Source organism: uncultured Clostridium sp. (assembly GCF_937920395.1).
Classification (GTDB): Bacteria; Bacillota; Clostridia; order Clostridiales; family Clostridiaceae; genus Clostridium_AD.
The window spans coordinates 1-3,279 of record NZ_CALEVF010000023.1 but is presented as its reverse complement, the minus strand read 5'-3'; the positions used below and the strand labels follow the sequence as shown (position 1 = coordinate 3,279).

The 3,279-nt window shown below is 30.6% G+C and carries 2 protein-coding genes and 1 pseudogene; all 3 read left to right on the top strand.

Annotation, left to right across the window (positions count from 1 at the left end):
• Window positions 1–498, top strand: a pseudogene (locus Q0649_RS01580) (ornithine carbamoyltransferase subunit F); the annotation flags it as partial.
• Between the two features lie 94 nt (window positions 499–592).
• A complete protein-coding gene (gene arcD, locus Q0649_RS01575) occupies window positions 593–2,011 on the top strand; it encodes an arginine-ornithine antiporter (RefSeq protein ID WP_298836550.1) in 1,419 nt (472 codons plus the stop codon).
• Between the two features lie 23 nt (window positions 2,012–2,034).
• Window positions 2,035–3,153: an aminotransferase gene (locus tag Q0649_RS01570; RefSeq protein WP_298836549.1), complete on the top strand. Its 1,119-nt coding sequence runs from the start codon at window positions 2,035–2,037 to the stop codon at window positions 3,151–3,153.
• The last annotated feature ends 126 nt before the right edge of the window (window positions 3,154–3,279 follow it).

Sequence of the window (3,279 nt, the reverse complement as noted above, 5' to 3'; positions counted from 1 at the left end):
ATGGCAAATGCATTGATGATAGGTGCTGCTAAAATGGGTATGGACTTTAGAATTGTATCGCCTAAGAGCTTATTCCCAGAAACAGAATTAGTCCAAAAATGTAATGATATTGCGAAAGTTACAGGAGCAAAAATTACTATTACAGATAACGTGGATGCAGGAGTTAAAAATGCAGATGTAATATATACAGATGTATGGGTTTCCATGGGTGAAGCAGATGAAGTTTGGGCATCAAGAATAAAGATATTAAGACCATACCAAGTTAATATGGAAATGCTTAATAAGACAGGTAATAAAAATGTTAAATTTATGCATTGTCTACCAGCATTTCATGACTTAAAGACTATTGTAGGAAAAGAAATATTTGAGAAATATGGTCTTGAAGGTTTAGAAGTTACAGATGAAGTATTTGAAAGTAAACATTCTATTGTATTTGATGAAGCAGAAAACAGGATGCACACAATCAAAGCAGTTATGGTTGCTACACTTGGAAACTAGCCTAAAATAATCTACAATTATAAACTTTGGTGAGGGTAATATTATTACTCTTGCCAAATTTCAATATTCTAGTAGGTTAGAAGGAGATTATAAAATGGAAAAGGATAAAAAATTAGGCCTATTTTCACTAACAGCACTAGTTATTACTTCCTCAATAGGTGCTGGAATATTTAATATATCTGGTGATTTAGCATCAGGTGCTGCAGCAGGACCTGCAATTATTGCATGGATAATTGTCGGCTTTGGTATTTTAATGTTATCGTTATCTTTTAAAAATTTATTATTAAAAAAGCCTGAATTAAATGGTATATTCAGCTATGCAGAAGATGGTTTTGGACAATTTGGAGGTTTTATTAGTGGATGGGGATATTGGTTATCCGCATGGCTTGGTAATGTAGCATTTGCTACAATGCTTATGAGCACACTTTCTTACTTCTTTCCTATCTTTGGAAATGGTCAAAATGTTGCCTCAATTATTGGTGCTAGTATTATTATGTGGGCACTTACTTACATAGTTAATAGAGGAGTTGAGGAAGCTGCTATTATAAATACGGTAGTTACCATATTTAAATTAATACCTATCTTTTTATTCATAGTTATAGGTATTGTAGCTTTTAAGGTGGATTTATTCACAAATCATTTTTGGGGTAACATATCTACTAATTTTAATCTATCAGATATATTCTCACAAGTTAAAAATTGTATGATGGTAATGATGTGGGTTTTTGTTGGTATAGAAGGAGCTTCTATGTTATCATCTCGTGCGAATAAAAAATCTGAAGCTGGAAGAGCAACTATTCTTGGGTTAATAGGTTTATTTACTATTTATGTTTTAGCTTCTATGATTCCTTATGGAGTTATGAGTAAAGTTGAGTTATCAAAATTAGCAACCCCTTCAATGGCTTATATATTAAAAGATATTGTTGGACCTTGGGGAGCTGCATTTATAAATGTTGGGTTAATAATCTCAATTTCAGGTGCATGGTTATCTTGGACGATGCTACCTTCTGAAACAACTCTTTTAATGGCTCGTTCAAAATTATTGCCAAAAATATTTGGTAAAGTAAATGGAGCTGGTGCACCAACTTTTTCTTTAATTATCACAGCAGTTTTGACTCAATTATTTATTTTCACTTTCTTATTTACAGATAAAGCATATCAGTTTGCTTATTCTCTTTGTACTGCTGCAATACTAGTATGTTATTTATTTGTTGGATTGTACCAATTTAAAATATCTTATTTAAACAGACATGAAAAAGGTGAAATAAAACAAATAATCATAGGATTAATTACTGTAATTTTTGAAACATGGGCAATTGTAGTATCGGGACTAAACTATACTTTACTTTGTCTTATAGCTTATATTCCTGGAATTGTGTTTTTCGCCATGGCTAGAAAAGAAAATGGTGAAAAAAAGCTGTTATCAAAAACCCAGAGTATACTAACAACATTAATTGTTATTGGAGCAATATATGTCATTTACCAATTAGCAATAGGGAAAATTACTATTTAAATTGATGAAAAGAGATGATTAATATGAAAATTGCGAGTTTTGGCGTTGAAGAATGGCTAAATGTTTGGGAAAATGATGCTATTTATGATATAGCAGGAAGCTCAATTGCATCATTTTCATTAGAAGAAATAATATCTATAGATGGTACAACTCCAAAGAAATTTTTTGATGGATTATTAAAAACAAAAATGAATTATGGATGGATAGAAGGTTCGCCAGAGTTTAAAAAAGAAGTTAGTAAATTATATAGAAATGTTCTACCTGAAAATATTTTGCAAACTAATGGAGCAACTGGCGCAAATTTATTAGCATTATATTCATTGGTAGAGCCTGGTGATCATGTGATTTCAATGCATCCTAGTTATCAACAATTATATGATATTCCAAAGTCTTTTGGTGCTGAAGTAGAATTTTGGGAAATTTATGAAGAGAATGATTGGTTACCATCGATTGATGAACTAAAAAAATTAATACGTCCAAATACAAAATTAATTTGTTTGAATAATGCAAATAATCCTACTGGGACAATATTTGATGATGATTTCCTTAAAGAAATAGTAAAAATTGCGAGTAATGTTGGTGCTTATATTTTAGTTGATGAAGTATATAAACCTTTAGATTCTACTATTTCTGTTTCTTCAATCGTGGACTTATACGATAAAGGAATTTCCACAAATAGTTTATCAAAAACATATTCAGTTCCAGGAATACGTGTTGGGTGGATTGCGAGTAATAAGGAATTAGCAGACTCGTTTAGAAAATATCGTGATTACACTATGATTTGTGCTGGCGTTTTTGATGATTATCTAGCTGTCCATATATTAAAAAATAAAGAATTAGTTATTGATAGAAATAAAAAGATCGTTCATACGAATTTAGAGATTGTTAAGGAATGGGTTAAAAATGAGCCTCGTGTTTCATTAGTATTCCCGAAATATGTTTCTACATCATTTATTAAATTAGATATACCTATTGATGTTGAACAATTTTGTATAGATATTTTAAAAGAAAAAGGAGTCCTTTTAGTTCCAGGGAATCGGTTTGATGTTGAGGGACATGCTAGATTAGGATACTGTACACACACAGAAATATTAAAAAACGGATTAAAAGAACTATCTGCTTATTTAAGAAAATTTGATTAATAATTCAATCTAAACTAATCTATAGTTATAAAAATAATACATTTCATATGAAATATAAAAGGAGAAATGAATATGTCAAGAATAGTGATAGCACTTGGGGGGAATGCCCTCCAAGCAAACCCAAAA